The following is a 16,228-nucleotide window of genomic DNA, read 5'->3' as shown; positions in this document are numbered from 1 at the left end:
TCTCTCGAGGGGCGGTCGGGTGTCAGTCTGCCGAGACGTCGTCGAGGGCTGCCACGATCTCCGGGGGGAGGGTCAGCTCCTCGATGCCCAGCGCGCCGTCGAGCTGGGCCGCGGTGCGGGCGCCGACGATGGGCGCGGTGACGCCCGGCCGGTCGCGCACCCACACGAGCGACACCTCCAGGGGCGACCAGCCCAGGCCGTCGGCGGCGCGGGCCACCGCCTCGACGATCCCGCGGCCGCGCTCGTCGAGGTAGGTGCCGACGAAGCGGGCGAAGTGCTCGGTCGCCGCGCGCGAGTCGGACGGCGTACCGGTGCGGTACTTGCCGGTCAGCACGCCGCGGCCCAACGGCGACCACGGCAGGACGCCGAGGCCGAGGGCCTGGGCAGCGGGGACGACCTCGTGCTCCACCTGGCGGTTGAGCAGGGAGTACTCCACCTGGGTGGACGCCAGGGGAGTGCGACCCGGCACGGCGCGCTGCCAGGTCGCGGCCTGCGCGGTCTGCCAGCCGGTGTAGTTGGAGATGCCGACGTAGGACGCGCGCCCGGACGACACGGCGAGCTCGAGCGCCGAGAGCGTCTCCTCGACCGGGGTCTCGTCGGTCCAGACGTGCACCTGCCACAGGTCGACGTGGTCGACGCCGAGGCGCGCCAGGGAGGCGTCGAGGGTGGACAGCAGGTGGCCGCGCGAGGTGTCGGTGACCCGCTCGCCCGTACGCCGCGAGATGCCGGCCTTGGTCGCCAGGACCACCTCGTCGCGGGCCACGACGTCGCCGATCAGGGTGCCGATCAGCTCCTCGCTGGCACCGTCGCCGTAGCCGGCCGCGGTGTCGAGGAGCGTGCCGCCCGCCTCGGCGAACGCGATCAGCTGGTCGCGGGCCTCGTGCTCGTCGGTGTCGCGGCCCCAGGTCATGGTGCCGAGGCCGAGCCGGGAGACCTTCAGGCCGGTGGCACCGACGCAACGCTGCTGCATGGAGGTGAGAGTAGCCACGGGTCCTGCGCGGACCAGCGGTGACTCGCCCGTAGGCTCCTGACCTGTGATCGATCTCCTCAAGGCCGTGGTCCTCGGTGTCATCCAGGGACTCACCGAGTTCCTGCCGATCTCCAGCAGCGCGCACCTGCGGATCTTCCCCGAGCTGTTCGGCTGGGGAGACCCGGGCGCGGCGTTCACGGCGGTCATCCAGATCGGCACCGAGCTCGCCGTGCTCATCTACTTCCGCAAGGACATCTGGCGCATCGGCAACGCGTGGGTGCGCTCGCTGTTCCGCCCGGAGTACCGCGGCACGCTCGACGCCCGGATGGGGTGGTACGTCATCGTCGGCTCGCTGCCGATCGTGGTGCTCGGGGTGCTGCTCAAGGACGTCATCGAGCGCGACTTCCGCAACCTCTGGATCATCGGCTGCACGCTCATCGTGCTGGGGGTGGTGCTCGGCATCGCCGACCGGGTCGGCCGCACCGACCGCGCGATCAGCAGGCTCACCATGAAGGACGCGGTGCTGATGGGTGCCGCCCAGGCACTCGCGCTGATCCCGGGCGTCTCACGCTCCGGCGCCACGATCTCGATGGGTCGCTTCCTCGGCTTCGACCGGGAGGCCGCGACGCGCTTCGCCTTCCTGCTGGCCATCCCTGCCGTCGTGGGCGCGGGGATCTTCGAGCTCAAGGACATCCCGGACGGCCACAACGACTTCGGCTGGGGGCCGACCCTCGTCGGCACCGTCGTGTCGTTCGTGGTGGGCTACGCCGCGATCGCCTGGCTGCTGCGCTACGTCAGCACCCGGTCCTACACGCCGTTCGTCGTCTACCGGATCGTGCTGGGTGCCGGCACGCTCATCCTGCTCGGCGCCGGAGTCCTGAGCGCCTGAACGTGTCGAGCAGCAGGAGCAGGGCCACGGCCTGCGTGATCGCCACCACGGCCACCAGCGCGGGCAGCGAGCGCTCGTAGAGCCACCCCGCGCCGACGCCGCCGACGATCGCCAGAAGGCCCTGGATCCCCGCGAAGACGCCGTACGCCGTCGCCCGCCGCGGGGCCTCCACCAGCTCGGCGACGACCGCCTTGACGGTGGAGTCCTGGACGCCCTGCGCGAAGCCCCACGCCACGACACCTGCGAGCACGGCCACGAGCGCCGAGCTGAGCGCGAGCGCCGGGACCAGGGCCACCAGCACCGGCACGACGAGCAGGACGCGGGTCCCGGTGCGGTCGTAGATCGTGCCGACGATCAGGGCCGCGACGGCCTCCACGGCCATCGCGCCGGCGTAGACGATCGGCACGGCCGCGACCGGGAGCAGCCCCTCGACGGTGAGGTGGTAGCCGATGATGCCGAAGGTCACCAGCGCGCCGGTGGTGAGCGACGCGGCCACGGCGTAGCGGAAGAAGTCGCCCGACAGGCCTGCGCCGACGGCCTCGGCCCACCAGCCCCGCGGGGCCTCGTCCGTCGGGATCGCGTGCGCCGGCTCGTCGTCGTACACGCTGGGGTCGGGCACACGTCGGCGCAGCGTCAGCAGCAGCACCATCGCGATCGCCCCCGGCACGGCCAGCACGGCCATGCCGGCCCACAGCGAGCTCGCGGCGACGACCGCGGCGACCACGAGCGGGCCGGCGAAGGCCCCCACCTGGTCGAGCGCCTTGTGGACGCCGAACCCGCGCCCGCGACCGACCGCGCTGGCCACGTGGGCGAGCAGGGCCGACTTCGACGGTGAGCGCACCGCCTTGCCGAGCCGCTCGAGGAGGATCATCGTCGCGGCGAACGCGAGGCCCGCCGTGCCGAGCCGCGGCGACAACGCGAGGAGCGGCACGCACACGGCGGTGAGGCCGTAGCCGAGGATCGTCAGCGACCAGTAGCGACCGGTGCGGTCGGCGATCGGGCCGAAGGCCAGGCGCAGCACGAGCGCCACCGCCTCCCCGGCGCCGGTGACCAGGCCGACCACGACGGCGGATGCCCCGAGGGCGGCGAGCAGAGGGCCGTAGACTGAGCGCGCACCCTCGTAGACCATGTCGGCGGAGAGGCTGACGAAGCCGAACCACCACACCACGCGCCAGGCGGTGGGCGCCCGGTCGCGGGAGGACTGCGTCACAGCCACCCCGACTTCTTGAACAGGGCGAAGAGCCCGGCGGCGACCCCCGCCATCAGCAGCAGCGCGAACGGGTATCCGTAGGTCCAGTCGAGCTCGGGCATGTGGGTGAAGTTCATGCCGTAGACACCGGCGATCAGCGTCGGCACCACCACGAGCGCGGCGCCCGCGGAGATCTTGCGCATGTCCTCGTTCTGCTGCACCGAGATCCGGGCCAGGTGGCCGTCGAACGCCGTCGAGAGCAGCACGTCGAGGCTGTCGATGACCTCCGAGACGCGCTGGAGGTGGTCGGCGACGTCGCGGAAGTACGTCGCGGTCTCGGCCGTGATCGGGATGGGGGTGCGGATCGTGGGGACGGTGTCGGAGTGCAGGGAGAACTTCCGCATCGGCTCACGCAACGGCATCACCGCGCGGCGCACCTCGGCGATCTCGCGCTTGAGGACGTAGATGCGGGTGGAGTCGTCGGTGCGGGCGGGGGAGAAGACGGACTCCTCGACCTCGTCGACGTCCTCCTCGAGGGCGGCGCCGACCTTCTCGTACTCGTCGACGACGCGGTCGCAGATGGCGTACATGACGCCCATCGGGCCGTGCTCGAGCACCTGCGCGCGCTGCTCGAGATCGCGGCGCGACTCCGCGAGGTCGATGCCCTGGCCGTGGCGGACCGTGACGACGAAGTCGCGCCCGACGAAGATGTTGATCTCGCCGGTCTCGACCGCGTCCTCCTCGTCGACGTACCAGAGCGTCTTGAGCACCAGGAACAACGTGTCCCCGTAGTGCTCGAGCTTGGGCCGCTGGTGGGAGTCGCCGGCGTCCTCCACCGCGAGGGGGTGCAGGTCGAAGGTGTCGGCGATGAGCCGGAGCTCGTCGGGGCTGGGGTCGTGGATGCCGATCCACTGGAAGTCGCCCGGGTCGCAGGGCACCCGCGCGTGTCCCAGGCTCTGGTCGCCCTCGCCGAGCGGCACCCGCTGGCCGCGGTGGTAGAGGGCGTTGTCCACGATCACCGGGTCAGGCTAGACCCTGTGGACGCCCCGCTAGTGTCGCGACATGGCAACCGTCATCCTCGTCAGGCACGGCCGCTCGACGGCCAACGCGACCGGTGTGCTGGCCGGACGCCTGCCCGGTGTCCACCTCGACGACGCGGGCGTGCAGCAGGCGGCCGCAGTCGGTGCCCGGCTCGCCGACGTACGCCTCTCCGCGGCGGTGACGAGCCCGCTGGAGCGGTGCCGCGAGACGTGCCGCGAGATCACCCGCCCGCAGGCGGGGCCGCTGCGCCCCACCACCGACAAGCAGCTCTCCGAGTGCGACTACGGCGAGTGGCAGGGACGCCCCCTCAAGGACCTGGCCAAGGAGAAGCTCTGGAAGGTGGTGCAGTCACAGCCGTCTGCTGCGACCTTCCCCGGTGGGGAGTCGATGCGCGCCATGCAGGACCGCGCGGTCGCCGCGATCCGGCGTCACGACGCCCGCGTCTCGGCCGAGCACGGCGACGACGCGGTGTGGCTGGCCGTGAGCCACGGCGACGTGATCAAGTCGATCCTCGCCGACGCCCTCGGCACCCACCTCGACCTCTTCCAGCGCATCCACGTCGACCCCGCCTCGGTCTCGGTGGTGCGCTACACCGAGACGCGACCCTTCGTGCTCGGCACCAACACCCACGCCGGCGACCTGTCGTGGCTGACCCCGCCGAAGAAGGCGCGGCGGCGGCGCAGCACGGACGCGGACGTCGGCGGAGGAGCCGGCCCGCAGGGCCGCACCGACACGCAGACAGCGACCTCCTAGGGTGAGTGACATGCCCGTCGTGCACCGCTTCGACCCGCCCGAGCGCTTCGTCGCCGGCACCGTTGGCGAGCCCGGCCAGCGCACCTTCTTCCTGCAGGCCCGCGAGGGCACCAGGCTGATCAGCGTCTCCTTGGAGAAGCAGCAGGTGCAGGCGCTCGCCGAGCGCGTCGACGAGCTGCTCGACGAGCTCATGCGCGCGGCCGGCGACGAGGTGCTGATCCCGGCCATCGCGCCGCGCGACCTCACCGACAACCGGCCTCTCGAGCAGCCGATCGAGGAGGAGTTCCGCGCCGGCACGATGACGCTGTCGTGGGACGCGGCTGACGAGCGCGTCGTCATCGAGGTCTTCCCCTTCACCGAGGCCGCAGTGGTCTCGCCCGAGCAGCTCCAGGAGGACCTGGAGGACCTGCTCGAGCCCGAGCCGGAGGAGATCTTCCTCGTCCGGATCACCGCCGCCGCAGCGCGCTCCTTCGTCGAGCGCTCGCGCACCGTCATCGGCGCGGGGCGACCCGACTGCCCGTTCTGCGGCGAACCGATCGACCCCGACGGACACCTGTGCGTGCGGGCCAACGGCTTCAAGCGCCGTGATCCCTGACGCCTTCCCGACCGGCGAGCTCACGCTCCACGGCCGGGTCCTGCCCGCCTCCAACGCCACCTTCGTCGGCGAGCTCGGCGGGGTGCGCGTGGTCTACAAGCCGATCGCGGGGGAGCGGCCCCTGTGGGACTTCCCCGACCACACGCTCGCGGCGCGCGAGGTGTCGGCGTACGCCGTCTCGGAGGCGCTCGGCTGGGACGTCGTCCCTCCGACCGTCCTCGGCGACGGGCCGCACGGACCGGGCATGGTCCAGCTGTGGCGCGACGAGGTCGGGGACGCCTCACCGGTCGACATCGTCGCCGAGGGGGAGGTGCCCGAGGGCTTCCGCCACGTCTTCGACGGCCTCGACGCCCACGACCAGCCGGTCTCGCTGGTCCACGAGGACTCCGCGCCCCTGCGCCGGATGGCGCTCTTCGACGTCGTCGCCAACAACGCCGACCGCAAGGGCGGCCACGTGCTGCCGATGCCCGACGGGCACCGCCACGGGGTCGACCACGGCCTCACCTTCCACGTCGAGCACAAGCTGCGCACCGTGCTGTGGGGCTTCGTCGGTGAGCCGATCGACGCCGACGAGCGCGCCGGCCTCGAACGGCTCGCGGCGGCGCTCGACGGCGCCCTGGGTGCGACGCTCGCCGACCTCCTCGCCGAGGAGGAGGTCGCCACGACGGTGCGCCGCGTGCAGCGGCTGCTCGCCCGCGGGGAGTTCCCCGGCCCGGCCTCGTCGTCGTACCCCGTCATCCCCTGGCCGCCCTTCTAGCGTGGCTTGCTCAACCTCCTGACCCATGCTGTGCGCTCGTTCCTCGCGCCCCGCTAGGGTCATGACATGCGTGCCTGGTCGTCCCCCGACGTTCCCCGACTGCCCGTGACCGGACCCGCCGTGCGGCTCCACGACACCTCGACCGGCAGCGTCGTCGAGACCCGGCCTGAGGGGCCCGCGCGCTTCTACGTCTGCGGCATCACCCCCTACGACGCCACCCACATGGGCCACGCCGCGACCTACGTCGGCTTCGACCTGCTGCACCGTGCCTGGCGCAACGCCGGGCACGAGGTGACCTATGTCCAGAACGTCACCGACGTCGACGACCCGCTGCTCGAGCGCGCGGACAAGGTCAAGGTCGACTGGCGCGAGCTCGCCGAGCGCGAGACCCAGCTGTTCCGCGACGACATGGAGGCGCTGCGGGTGCTGCCGCCGGCGCACTACATCGGTGCCGTCGAGTCCATCCCGCAGGTCATCGAGCTCATCCAGCGCCTCGACGAGGCGGGCGCGGTCTACCGGGTCGAGGACGACCTCTACTTCTCCGTCACCGCCGACGACGCCTTCGGCTCCGTCTCCGGCTTCGACCGCGAGACCATGCTGCAGATCTTCCCCGAGCGCGGCGGCGACCCCGACCGCGAGGGCAAGAAGGACCCGCTCGACTGCCTGCTCTGGCGCGCCGAGCGCCCGGGCGAGCCCGCCTGGGAGAGCCCGTTCGGCCCCGGGCGGCCCGGCTGGCACGTCGAGTGCACCGCGATCGCGCTCGACCACCTCGGCACCGCCTTCGACGTGCAGGGCGGCGGCAGCGACCTCGTCTTCCCCCACCACGAGATGTCGGCGGGCCACGGACAGGTTGCGCACCCCGGTGAGCGTTTCGCCCGCGTCTACGCCCACGCCGGGATGGTCGCCTACGACGGCGAGAAGATGTCGAAGTCCAAGGGCAACCTGGTCTTCGTCTCCGCGTTGCGCCTCAGCGACGTCGACCCGATGGCGATCCGCCTCGTGCTGCTGCGCCACCACTACCGCACCGACTGGGAGTGGACCGACGACCAGCTCTGGGACGCCGTCGACACCCTCGCCGCCTGGCGCCGCGCCCTCGCGCTCGGAGCCGGGGCCGACTCCGCGGCCCTGGTCGAGCGGGTGCTCGCCGCGCTCGCCGACGACCTCGACGCCCCCACCGCGGTGGCCGCGGTCCAGGAGTGGGTCGACGCCACGCTCGGCACCACGGGCCTGGCCGACACCTCCGACCGCGAGGCCGCCGCGACCGTCCACCGGCTGCTCGACGCCGCGCTCGGCCTGTCGCTCTGACGTACGCCCGGTTGGGCGGTGTGTGAGGCGACTTCTCGAGCGTCGGAGCTCGCCTCACGCACCGCCCCAGGCCGTACGCCGACGGCAGCGGTGGTCCACCCACACTCGAGCAAGCGGAAATGTGGCTGGGCCACCGGCCCAGCAGAGGCTCAGTCGGTGTCGCGGCGCTTGAGGTAGCGCTCGAACTCCCGCGCGATCGCCTCGCCGCTGGCCTCGGGGAGGTCGGCGGTGTCGCGGGTCTCCTCGAGGGCGCGGACGTAGTCGGCGACGTCCTCGTCCTCCGCGGCGAGCTCGTCGACGCCACGCTCCCAGGCCTTGGCGTCCTCGGGGAGGTCGCCCAGTGGCATCGGCGCCTGCAGCAGCTCCTCGAGCTGGCCGAGCAGGGCGAGGGTGGCCTTGGGGCACGGCGGCTGGGCGACGTAGTGGGGGACCGCGGCCCAGTAGGACACGGCGGGGATGTCGAGCTGGCCGCAGGCGTCGGTGAAGACGCCGACGATGCCGGTCGGGCCCTCATAGCTCGACTGCTCGACGTTGAGCCGGTCGACCAGCTCGGGCTCGGTGGCGGTGCCGTTGACCGGGATCGGCCGGGTGTGCGGGCTGTCGGCGAGCAACGCGCCGAGGGTGACGATGAGCTCGGCGCCGAGGTCGTCGCACGCGGCGAGCAGCTCGGCGCAGAACTGGCGCCACTTCATGTTGGGCTCGATGCCGCGCACCAGGATGACGTCGCGCTCGAGCTCGGCCGGACGGGCGACCGCGATGCGGGTCGTGGGCCACGTGAGGCGGCGGTGCCCGTTGACGTCGGTGGAGATGATGGGGCGGTTGACCTGGAAGTCGTAGAACTCCTCGGGGTCGATCGCGCCGATGACCTCGGCGTCCCACTGCTCGATCAGGTGGTCGACCAGGCCGGAGGCGGCGTCGGCCGCGTCGTTCCAGCCCTCGAAGGCGGCGATCACCACGGGGGAGACCAGGTCCTGCACGTCGTCGAACTCGATCACCACCCCAGCCTAGGGCGCGCCGCCCAGCCCGCGGCCATGATTTCGTCGGCCGTGTCGACGGGTGCCACCATGTGGGAACCCGGTCCGCCTGTCGGACCACGTTCCTAGGCTGGTCGTCCCGCACCGCTCCAGCAGGAGGAAGGCCCATCTCGTGAAGCCGCAGCACCGCCCCGACGCCACCGACGCCCTCACGGCGATCATGAGCGAGCGGATCATGGTGCTGGACGGCGCGATGGGCACCGCGATCCAGCGCGACCGCCCCGACGAGGCGGGCTACCGCGGCGAACGCTTCGCCGACCACCCGAGCGACCTGGTCGGCAACAACGACCTCCTGACGATCACGCAGCCGCACATCATCCGCACGATCCACGAGGAATACCTCCGCGCCGGCGCCGACGTCATCGAGACCAACACCTTCAACGCCAACGCGGTCTCGCTCGCCGACTACGGGCTCGAGGACCTGGCCTACGAGCTCAACCACGCGTCCGCCCGGCTCGCCCGCGAGGCCGCGGACGCCGTCGCGACCGCCGATCACCCGCGCTGGGTCGCTGGAGCCCTCGGCCCCACCACGCGTACGGCCTCGATCTCGCCCGACGTCAACGACCCGGGCGCCCGCAACGTGTCCTTCGACCAGCTCGCCGAGGCCTACCTCGTCGCCGCCCGCGGCCTCGTCGACGGCGGTGCCGACCTGCTGATGATCGAGACGATCTTCGACACCCTCAACGCCAAGGCCGCGATCTTCGCCGTCGAGACGCTGTTCGAGGAGCAGGGCCGTCGCTGGCCGGTGATCATCTCCGGCACGATCACCGACGCGTCGGGCCGCACCCTCTCCGGCCAGGTCACGGAGGCCTTCTGGGACTCCGTACGCCACGCGCGTCCGCTCGCGGTCGGCCTCAACTGCGCCCTCGGCGCGCGCGACATGCGCCCCTACGTCGCCGAGCTGTCCCGCCTCGCCGACTCGTTCGTCTCGGTCTACCCCAACGCGGGTCTGCCCAACGCCTTCGGGGAGTACGACGAGACGCCCGACCAGACGGCCGCGGTCCTCGCGGAGTTCGCCGAGGCCGGCTTCCTCAACCTGGTCGGCGGCTGCTGCGGCACCACGCCCGACCACATCGCCGCCATCGCCGGCGCCGTCGAGGGCAAGGCGCGACGCGAGCCGGTGCCGCACCAGCCGGTCATGCGGCTCTCCGGCCTCGAGCCGCTGACGATCAACGACGACAGCCTCTTCGTCAACGTCGGCGAGCGCACCAACATCACTGGCTCCGCGCGCTTCCGCAAGCTGATCAAGGACGGCGACTACGACACCGCCGTCAGCGTCGCGGCCCAGCAGGTCGAGGCGGGCGCGCAGGTCATCGACGTCAACATGGACGAGGGCATGATCGACGGGGTCGCGGCGATGGACCGCTTCCTCAAGCTCGTCGCCGCCGAGCCCGACATCAGCCGCGTGCCCGTGATGGTCGACTCCTCCAAGTGGGAGGTCATCGAGGCGGGCCTCAAGTGCGTGCAGGGCAAGGCGATCGTCAACTCGATCTCGATGAAGGAGGGCGAGCAGGCCTTCCGCGACCAGGCCAGGCTGTGCCGCAAGTACGGCGCCGCTGTCGTGGTCATGGCGTTCGACGAGGACGGCCAGGCCGACAACCTCGAGCGCCGCAAGGCGATCTGCGAGCGCGCCTACCGGATCCTGGTCGACGAGGTCGGTTTCCCGCCCGAGGACATCATCTTCGACCCCAACGTCTTCGCGGTCGCGACGGGCATCGAGGAGCACGCCTCCTACGGCCTCGACTTCATCGAGGCCACCCGCTGGATCAAGGACAACCTCCCGGGCGCCAAGGTCAGCGGCGGCATCTCCAACGTGTCGTTCTCCTTCCGCGGCAACAACCCGGTCCGCGAGGCGATCCACGCCGTCTTCCTGTTCCACGCCATCCGCGCGGGCCTCGACATGGGCATCGTCAACGCCGGCGCGCTCGTCGTCTACGACGAGGTCGACCCCGAGCTCCGGACGCGCATCGAGGACGTCGTGCTCAACCGCAGGCCCGACGCCGCGGAGCGGCTGCTCGAGATCGCCGAGGAGCACAACCGCTCGGCGGAGGCGGTCGAGGTCAGCGAGGACGAGTGGCGCGCGCTGCCGATCGAGGAGCGCATCACCCACGCCCTGGTGAAGGGGATCGACGCCCACGTCGAGGCCGACACCGAGATCCTGCGCCAGGAGATCGCCGCCCGCGGCGGCCGCCCGATCGAGGTCATCGAGGGCCCGCTGATGGACGGCATGAACGTCGTCGGCGACCTCTTCGGGGCCGGCAAGATGTTCCTGCCGCAGGTGGTCAAGAGCGCCCGCGTGATGAAGAAGGCCGTGGCCTACCTCATCCCGTTCATCGAGCAGGAGAAGCTCGACAACCCCGCGCTCGCCACCACCAAGGACACCAACGGCACCATCGTGATGGCCACGGTGAAGGGCGACGTCCACGACATCGGCAAGAACATCGTCGGCGTCGTGCTGCAGTGCAACAACTACGAGGTGATCGACCTCGGTGTGATGGTGCCCGCGCAGAAGATCCTCGACACCGCGGCCGAGGTCGGCGCCGACATCATCGGGCTGTCCGGGCTCATCACGCCCTCGCTCGACGAGATGGTCAACTTCGCCACCGAGATGCAGCGCCAGGGCCTCACCATCCCGCTGCTCGTCGGCGGCGCCACCACCTCGCGGGCCCACACCGCGGTCAAGGTCGACCCGAAGTACGACGGACCGGTGGTGTGGGTCAAGGACGCGTCGCGCTCCGTCCCGACCGCCGCCGCGCTGCTCCACGAGACCGGTCGCGCCAAGCTGATGGCCGACGTGAAGGCCGACTTCGACTCGCTGCGCACCCGCCACTCGGCCAAGAACGACCGGCCGATGATCCCGGTCGAGCACGCCCGCGCCAACGCCACGCCGATCGACTGGACCGACTACCACCCGCCGCGCCCCCGCATGCTCCTGCAGCAGGACCACGCGGTCTCGACGGTGGTCGGCACCCGCGTGTCCCAGCACGTCCGTGTGCTGCGCGACCACGACCTGACGGTGCTGCGCCGCTACATCGACTGGCAGCCGTTCTTCAACGCCTGGGAGATGAAGGGCGCGTTCCCCGACATCCTCAACAACCCCAGCTCCGGACCCGCGGCGCGCAAGCTCTACGACGACGCCCAGGAGATGCTCGACCGGATGGTCGAGGAGAAGTGGATCCGCGCCCACGGCGTGGTCGGGTTCTTCCCGGCCAGCTCGGTCGGCGACGACGTCGAGCTCTACCTCGACCACGAGCGCACCGAGGTCCACGCCCGGCTGCACCACCTGCGCCAGCAGGGCGAGCACCGCGACGGCGTGCCCAACCGCTCGCTGGCCGACTTCGTCGCGCCCAGGCACACCGGGCTGCCCGACCACGTCGGCGCCTTCGCGGTGACGGCCGGCGACGGCGTCCAGGAGCGCGTCGCCGCCTTCCGCGCCGAGCTCGACGACTACAACGCGATCCTGCTGGAGTCGCTCGCCGACCGCCTCGCCGAGGCCTTCGCCGAGCGGCTGCACGAGCAGGTGCGCAAGCAGCTGTGGGGCTACGCGCCCGACGAGCAGCTCGACAACGTCGGGCTCATCAAGGAGCAGTACGACGGCATCCGTCCCGCGCCGGGCTACCCCGCCTGCCCCGAGCACACCGAGAAGCGCACCCTGTGGGAGCTCCTCGACGTCGAGGAGCACACCGGCATCGCGCTGACCGAGTCGATGGCGATGTGGCCGGGCGCCTCGGTGAGCGGGTTCTACTACTCCCACCCGCAGTCGCAGTACTTCGTGGTGGGCCGCCTCGCGCGCGACCAGGTCGCCGACTACGCCGAGCGCAAGGGCTGGACCCTGGCCGAGGCCGAGCGGTGGCTCTCGCCCAACCTCGGCTACGACCCGGAGGACTGAGCAGCTCCTCCCGGGTCAGCCGGCGCGGTCGGTGCGGGCCACCCTGCGGTCGGTCATGAAGATCCAGGCCGCCATGGCGACCCCTGCGCAGACGGCGAAGAGGAAGAACAGGATCGCGAGTCCCGGGTAGCCGAGCATCGTCCACCTCGACGGGACCCGCATGACCATGGCGGCGCCCAGGATGGTGGCGGCGATGATGATGCCCAGCGTCAACCGGTTCGCGACCCGCTGGATCACGGTGTGGAGGCGCTCCTCGTCGAGGGCCTGGACCTGGACCCGGAACTCGCCCTCCGCGAGGGCGTCCATGATCCGGTTGGCCCGCGTGGGCAGCTGCGCCATGAAGGTCTTGGACTCCATGGCCGCTGCGATCAGACCACCGGCGGACACCTTCAGCCCGGCGGCGAAGATCTCGCTCACGTTGGTGCGGATGGCGACGGCCGGAGCGAAGTCGGGGTCGAGGTGGGACGTGGCCCTGTCCAGGTTGAGCAGCGCCTTGCCGACCATCGACATCTCCGCCGGCGGTCGCAGCCCGTGCTGTCCCGACAGCCGGCTGAGGTCCATGAGCACCGTGCCGACCGAGACGTCCGGGCCGCTCGCGAGGGCCTCGGAGACGAGGTGGGACACGTCGTCACGGAAGGCGGCGGCGTCGAAGTCGTCGAGTGGGTGGCCCATGGCCGCCAGGACCGTCGCGGTCTCCTCCCCGTCCCCGTCGCTGATCGAGAGCAGGAGCTTGATGATGTCGTTCTGGATGCGTGGCGGGACCGACGCCGTCATCCCGAGGTCCAGCAGGGCCAGCCGGCCGTCGTCGGTGAGCAGCAGGTTGCCCGGGTGCGGGTCCGCGTGCAGCACACCGGCGTCCAGGATCATGTGCAGGTAGGCGCTGAACAGCTGCTCGACGATCGGACGGGTGTCGAGGTCCACCAGCCCCAGCCGGCCGATGTCGGTGACCTTGCGGCCCTCGACGTGGTCCATCACCAGGACCTTCGAGGTCGTGTACTCCAGCACCGGCTGGGGCACGAGGAGCAGGTCGTAGGGGGCGGTGAGCCTGCCGAAGGTCACCAGGCTCCGCGCCTCGCGGCGGTAGTCGAGCTCGCCGGCCAGCGACCGCCGGAACTGGTCGAGCAGCCGGCCGAAGCCGAACGTACGACCCGCGTCGGTGCGGCTGTCCGCCAAGGACGCGAGCCGCTCGAGCACGTCCATGTCCTCGCGGGCCGTCTCGCGCACGCCGGGACGCTGCACCTTCACCACGACCTCGTGGCCGTTGCGGAGCACCGCCCGGTGGACCTGCCCGATCGAGGCCGCCGCGAGGGGCTCCTCGGCGAACTCGCTGAACCGCTCCTTGAGGGTCGCGCCCAGCTCGGCCTCGACGACCTCGCGGACGGTCTCGAAGGGGATCGGTTCGACTGAGTCCTGCAGCCGTTCCAGGGCGGTCGTGTACGCCGCCGGGAGCAGGTCGTGGCGCGTGGACAGGAGCTGGCCCAGCTTGATGAACGTCGGCCCCATGGCCTCGAGGTCCGCAGCGAAGGCGTCCGCGCGGTCGGCGTCGCCCGTGGGTGCCTCGTCGTCGATGTCGAACTCGTCGAGCCGGGCGCCGGCGAGGAGGTCGGAGCGGCCGTGGCGGCGGACGAGCCGGGCGAGGGCGACGTACCTGTTGTCCAGCAGTCCAGTCATGGCGCAAGCATGCCGGGTGCGGCTCGTCCTCGCCCGCACGAGGGCCGCGTGCCGTGCCGAGAACGCTCGTCCACGCATCGGAGGGGTCGATTCGGGGCACAGGGTCCCCAACGGACAGTGCGCCACGCTCGGCGGCTCGTCGACGACGTGTGATGACCAGGTGAGTGAGGGATGTCGAGGTGGGCACCGACAAGGTCTCGGTGGCGCTGGTCGACGACTCGACGGACGTGCGCACGCTGGTGCGGATGCGGCTCGAGGCGTCGGGGCTCTACGACGTCGTCGGCGAGGGCGCGGACGGCGAGGAAGCCATCGATCTCGTCCTGCGCCACGAGCCCGAGCTGGTGGTCCTCGACGTGTCGATGCCCGCCATGGACGGGCTGGAGACCCTGCCCGCGATCCTCGCCGTGCGACCCGGCACGGCTGTCGTGGTCTTCAGCGGGTTCGGCGGGTCGGACCTCGAGCAGCGCGTGCGCGACCTCGGCGCGGCCGACCTCGTCGAGAAGTCGATCCCGCTGGAGGACCTGCCCGACCGGCTGCTCCGCAGCGTGCGCGGTGACGGGGGCGCACCTCCGGACGACCAGCCCCGGACGCCGGACCTGCGGGTCGTCCCGGACGACGCGCCCGGCGACGTGGCGCAGCTCGAGCAGTCGATCATGGACGAGCACGTCGAGGGCTTCCGCGCCCTCTTCGACCGGGCCGCGACCGGCATGGCGACGCTGACGGTCCACGCCTCGATCGTGCGGGCCAACCACGCCCTGGCCGAGCTCATGTCGTGCGAGCCGATCGACCTCGTCGGGGTCGACTACGGCCGGCTCACCGGCGGACGGGGTGACGTCCTGGACCGCCACCTCGACACCCTGCGCTCCTCCCAGGCCGCGACCGCCACGTTCGAGCACCCGCTGCCCGCCCCGCCGGGGGCGGCGCCAGCCCGCACTGCCCAGGTCACCCTCGTGCCCATCCGCGACTCGACCGGTCAGACGCTCTACGTCTTCGCGCAGGTGCAGGACATCAGCGCCCAGCGCCACGCCGAGGACGAGCTGCGTCGCTCCGAGGCGACCTTCCGACTCCTGGTGGCCGCGGTCGAGGACTACGCGATCTTCATGCTCGACACCGACGGCCGGGTGGCCAGCTGGAACGCGGGGGCTCGCCGGATCAAGGGCTACGACACCGGCGAGATCGTCGGGCAGCACTTCCGGGTCTTCTACCCCGACGACGAGCAGCGCTCCGCCCATCCCGAGCACAACCTCGAGACAGCCGCGCGCGAGGGGTCGTACGCCGAGGAGGGCTGGCGGGTGCGCCGTGACGGCAGCCGGTTCTGGGCCAGCGTCGTCATCACCGCCGTCCACGACGACCGGGGCCGCCACATCGGGTTCGCCAAGGTCACGCGCGACCAGACCGAGCAGCGGGAGAACGCCGAGCACCGCTCCGAGGCCCTGGCCGAGCAGGTGCGCCTGCTCGCGGTCACCGCCCACGAGCTCAGGAACCCGGTCGCCGTCATCGACGGCAGCGCGCACGCACTGGAGACCTCCGCGCTCCAGATGCCGTCCCACGAGCGCGAGCAGTACGTCCGCGCGATCCGCGACAGCGCCCTCCGCCTCAAGCGCCTGGCCACGGACCTGTCCGAAGCCTCGCAGCTGCAGGGCACCGGACTCCGCTACAGCATGGGCGAGGTGCCGATCGCCGGACTGGTGGCGGACGCGACCCTGCGTCGGGCGACCGCGGGCGGCGAGGTCCACGTCGACGTCGACGTCCCGGAGGGGAGCGCGGTCCACGGGGACGGGGGGCGCCTCGGGCAGGCTCTCGACAACCTGCTCGACAACGCGGTGCGTCACGGTGCACCGCCGTTCGCGGTCGAGGCCCGGCTGCGCGACGACCAGGTCGAGCTCCGGGTCACCGATGGCGGCCCCGGGGTGCCCCAGGACGTGGCGCCGCGACTGTTCGAGCGTTTCGTCGCAGGCGGGGCCTCGCGGGGGACCGGTCTGGGCCTGCACCTCGTCCGTGAGATCGCCAGGGGCCACGGCGGCTCCCTCGCCTACGAGCCCCCGCACAGCGACAGCGCGACGGCGTTCGTGATCCGTCTCCCGTCCGGCCCCGCGAATCCGTGACCTGCGCCCGCCACCTCTAGGCTGGGCGAC

Annotated in this window: 12 protein-coding genes; 7 read left to right on the top strand and 5 right to left on the bottom strand. The window is 71.7% G+C overall.

Going from position 1 to position 16,228, the window contains the following annotated elements; all coding sequences use genetic code 11:
• Positions 1-22: 22 nt before the first annotated feature.
• Positions 23-970: an aldo/keto reductase gene (locus ASG76_RS03595; protein ID WP_056600211.1), complete on the bottom strand. Its 948-nt coding sequence runs from the start codon at positions 968-970 to the stop codon at positions 23-25.
• 67 nt (positions 971-1,037) lie between these two features.
• On the opposite strand from ASG76_RS03595, the gene ASG76_RS03590 reads away from it, so the two are divergent.
• Entirely contained in the window at positions 1,038-1,859 is an 822-nt protein-coding gene (locus ASG76_RS03590; protein ID WP_056600988.1) for an undecaprenyl-diphosphate phosphatase, read from the top strand.
• Here ASG76_RS03590 and ASG76_RS03585 read toward each other — a convergent pair.
• Together ASG76_RS03585 and corA are read right to left on the bottom strand one after the other, a co-directional pair.
• Positions 1,825-3,075 (bottom strand): MFS transporter, encoded by a 1,251-nt coding sequence (locus ASG76_RS03585; RefSeq protein ID WP_056600208.1) that lies wholly within the window; start codon positions 3,073-3,075, stop codon positions 1,825-1,827. The genes ASG76_RS03590 and ASG76_RS03585 overlap by 35 nt on opposite strands.
• Positions 3,066-4,067, bottom strand: a complete 1,002-nt coding sequence (corA, locus tag ASG76_RS03580) for a magnesium/cobalt transporter CorA (protein ID WP_056600205.1) — start codon at positions 4,065-4,067, stop codon at positions 3,066-3,068. The genes ASG76_RS03585 and corA overlap by 10 nt, the downstream gene beginning before the upstream one ends.
• Positions 4,068-4,110: 43 nt before the next feature.
• On the opposite strand from corA, the gene ASG76_RS03575 reads away from it, so the two are divergent.
• The 4 genes from ASG76_RS03575 to mshC all read left to right on the top strand — a co-directional run bounded on the left by ASG76_RS03575 (position 4,111) and on the right by mshC (position 7,499).
• Positions 4,111-4,842, top strand: a complete 732-nt coding sequence (locus ASG76_RS03575; protein WP_056600202.1) for a histidine phosphatase family protein — start codon at positions 4,111-4,113, stop codon at positions 4,840-4,842.
• Positions 4,843-4,852: 10 nt separating this feature from the next.
• Positions 4,853-5,437 carry a DUF3090 domain-containing protein gene (locus tag ASG76_RS03570; RefSeq protein WP_056600986.1) on the top strand — a complete coding sequence of 195 codons (585 nt, stop codon included), beginning with the start codon at positions 4,853-4,855 and terminating at the stop codon, positions 5,435-5,437.
• Positions 5,427-6,194, top strand: a complete 768-nt coding sequence (locus ASG76_RS03565) for an SCO1664 family protein (protein WP_321164073.1) — start codon at positions 5,427-5,429, stop codon at positions 6,192-6,194. The genes ASG76_RS03570 and ASG76_RS03565 overlap by 11 nt, the downstream gene beginning before the upstream one ends.
• 66 nt (positions 6,195-6,260) lie before the next feature.
• Positions 6,261-7,499: a cysteine--1-D-myo-inosityl 2-amino-2-deoxy-alpha-D-glucopyranoside ligase gene (gene mshC, locus ASG76_RS03560; RefSeq protein WP_056600199.1), complete on the top strand. Its 1,239-nt coding sequence runs from the start codon at positions 6,261-6,263 to the stop codon at positions 7,497-7,499.
• A 149-nt stretch (positions 7,500-7,648) separates the two neighbouring features.
• Here mshC and ASG76_RS03555 read toward each other — a convergent pair whose 3' ends face one another.
• Positions 7,649-8,494 carry a PAC2 family protein gene (locus ASG76_RS03555; protein ID WP_056600196.1) on the bottom strand — a complete coding sequence of 282 codons (846 nt, stop codon included), beginning with the start codon at positions 8,492-8,494 and terminating at the stop codon, positions 7,649-7,651.
• 199 nt (positions 8,495-8,693) lie between these two features.
• Here ASG76_RS03555 and metH point away from each other — a divergent pair, with 199 nt between their 5' ends.
• Entirely contained in the window at positions 8,694-12,422 is a 3,729-nt protein-coding gene (gene metH / locus ASG76_RS03550; protein WP_157558966.1) for a methionine synthase, read from the top strand.
• Positions 12,423-12,437: 15 nt separating this feature from the next.
• Here the strand turns inward: metH and ASG76_RS03545 are convergent, their stop codons facing one another.
• The gene (locus ASG76_RS03545; protein ID WP_056600193.1) at positions 12,438-14,093 is read right to left on the bottom strand and encodes an ABC1 kinase family protein; all 1,656 of its coding nucleotides are present in this window, start codon (positions 14,091-14,093) and stop codon (positions 12,438-12,440) included.
• 179 nt (positions 14,094-14,272) lie between these two features.
• Here ASG76_RS03545 and ASG76_RS03540 point away from each other — a divergent pair, with 179 nt between their 5' ends.
• Positions 14,273-16,198 carry a PAS domain S-box protein gene (locus tag ASG76_RS03540; RefSeq protein WP_056600190.1) on the top strand — a complete coding sequence of 642 codons (1,926 nt, stop codon included), beginning with the start codon at positions 14,273-14,275 and terminating at the stop codon, positions 16,196-16,198.
• The last annotated feature ends 30 nt before the right edge of the window (positions 16,199-16,228 follow it).

It is taken from the genome of Nocardioides sp. Soil774, from assembly GCF_001428125.1.
Lineage (GTDB): Bacteria > Actinomycetota > Actinomycetes > Propionibacteriales > Nocardioidaceae > Nocardioides.
This window is presented reverse-complemented; position numbering and strand designations above follow the sequence as displayed.

Bases quoted from the DNA above. Each gene is read 5' to 3' on its own strand.
- ASG76_RS03575 (WP_056600202.1), top strand. From the start codon at position 4,111: ATGGCAACCGTCATCCTCGTCAGGCACGGCCGCTCGACGGCCAACGCG.
- metH (WP_157558966.1), top strand. From the start codon at position 8,694: ATGAGCGAGCGGATCATGGTGCTGGACGGCGCGATGGGCACCGCGATC.
- mshC (WP_056600199.1), top strand. From the start codon at position 6,261: ATGCGTGCCTGGTCGTCCCCCGACGTTCCCCGACTGCCCGTGACCGGA.
- ASG76_RS03595 (WP_056600211.1), bottom strand. From the start codon at position 970: ATGCAGCAGCGTTGCGTCGGTGCCACCGGCCTGAAGGTCTCCCGGCTC.
- ASG76_RS03570 (WP_056600986.1), top strand. From the start codon at position 4,853: ATGCCCGTCGTGCACCGCTTCGACCCGCCCGAGCGCTTCGTCGCCGGC.
- ASG76_RS03545 (WP_056600193.1), bottom strand. From the start codon at position 14,093: ATGACTGGACTGCTGGACAACAGGTACGTCGCCCTCGCCCGGCTCGTC.